Origin of the sequence: Aquiflexum sp. (genome assembly GCF_041751335.1) — a bacterium.
Classification (GTDB): domain Bacteria; phylum Bacteroidota; class Bacteroidia; order Cytophagales; family Cyclobacteriaceae; genus Aquiflexum.
Genome location: NZ_JBGSXS010000461.1, coordinates 1 through 1,610, shown reverse-complemented (window position 1 = coordinate 1,610; position 1,610 = coordinate 1). Strand labels below are relative to the sequence as shown.

Sequence of the window (1,610 nt, the reverse complement as noted above, 5' to 3'; positions counted from 1 at the left end):
TTTTGTTACTTTTTTGGTCAAGCAAAAAAGTAAGAGAGAAGAAGGAGGAAAAATAAAGAGATTGTCACTCACTTAAAATGACGTCAATAAAACTTTTTAGACAACTAGGGCTTTTAGATTTCTCTCTACGTTCGAAATGACAAAAACAAGAAAACTGTATAAATTGAGAATATACCTTCACTAAGGTTTAGCAGGCAAGCCCCATAAAAATAAAACATCATCAAACCTAAAAAAAACCTTCTCTTCATTACCTGGGATTCAGATAGCAGCAACTACCTTGAATCTTTGTTCTTCCCTATACTGAAAGGCATTCAGGAGGAAGGTGGAATAACCTGCCATATCATGCAATTTTCTTGGGCGGGGGCTGAGGAGGTGGGGAGGATCAGGAAATTGGCGGAGGGGATGGGACTGCAATATATGCACCACCCCATTCACAGGAGACCCTTGGCGGTATTGGGGGCATTGCTATCGGTGTATCAGGGGGTGTACCAGATCCGTCAATACGTGCGGGAGCATCAGATCAATATTTTGATGCCACGGTCAACCATGCCGGCCATGATGGTAAACCGTCTTGGAACATGGTTGAAACGAAAAATGGTAAAAGTCATTTTTGATGCCAATGGTCTTCCTTTAGAAGAAAGGGTGGACTTTTCAGGATTGAAACCCAATTCCAGCCAATATACTTTCCTCAAGCGGGAAGAACGAAAGATTATCAACATGGCAGACCGCGTCATAACCCGCTCCAAAAAGTCCATGGATATTCATCTGGAAGTTGTTGGTGGACACTTTGCCCCTAAATTCCAGGTGGTCAGCAATGGTAGGGATGAGGCTAAATTTTATTATGATGCCAAAGTGAGAGCGCAGGTCAGAGGCGAATTGGGATTGGGTGAAAATGAAATCCTTTGGGTTTATACCGGGACTTTGGGAAAACCATATTTGGTAGCCGAAATGTTGGGGCTGTTCGAAGCCTATCTCTCTAGAGGGGATCAAGGAAAATTTTTGATACTCACCCGGAACCCAATCTATTTGGAAGGCAAAGTTTCCCCTGAGTTGGAACCTCACCTGATTGTCAGGAAAGGTGCATTTGATGACATTCCAAGGTTTTTGATGGCTGCGGATTTGGGATTGAGTTTGCGAAGTCCTGCCCCAAGTTTGGCCGGATTGGCACCCATCAAGCTTGGAGAGTATTTGCTCTGCGGGTTGCCTGTGCTGGTTTCCCCGGATGTTGGAGATACGGAGGAGGTTTTGAAAGGAAAAAACTTTTGCTTCTTTTATGAAAAAGGAAAGGAAGCGGCATTATTGGATTGGTTTGAAAATCTGAAGCCGGCCCATCCTGAAACGATTCATGAATTTGGCCGGGCGCATTTTGGACTTAAGGCCAGTATTTCGGAGTATTTGAGGGTGTTGGATTTTGGGGCAGAGGGGTGAGGGGATTGAACTGAGAAAAGCATTCAAAAGAAGAATTAAACTTATGCTTGTCACCTCGAGTCGAAAACATTTTGGAAATGTTCAAAATAGGTAATGACATCAGGTTTCTCGTCATCCCTAGGCACGAGGGATCTCCAGGGGTACAATTAGACGGTTGAGTTACTGGAAAAGTATTTAACTCT

At 43.7% G+C, this 1,610-nt stretch carries 1 protein-coding gene; it reads left to right on the top strand.

Annotated features, from left to right (window positions below):
- Window positions 1-342: 342 nt before the first annotated feature.
- Window positions 343-1,428: a hypothetical protein gene (locus ACEW8U_RS23900; protein ID WP_373524575.1), complete on the top strand. Its 1,086-nt coding sequence runs from the start codon at window positions 343-345 to the stop codon at window positions 1,426-1,428.
- Window positions 1,429-1,610: the final 182 nt, after the last annotated feature.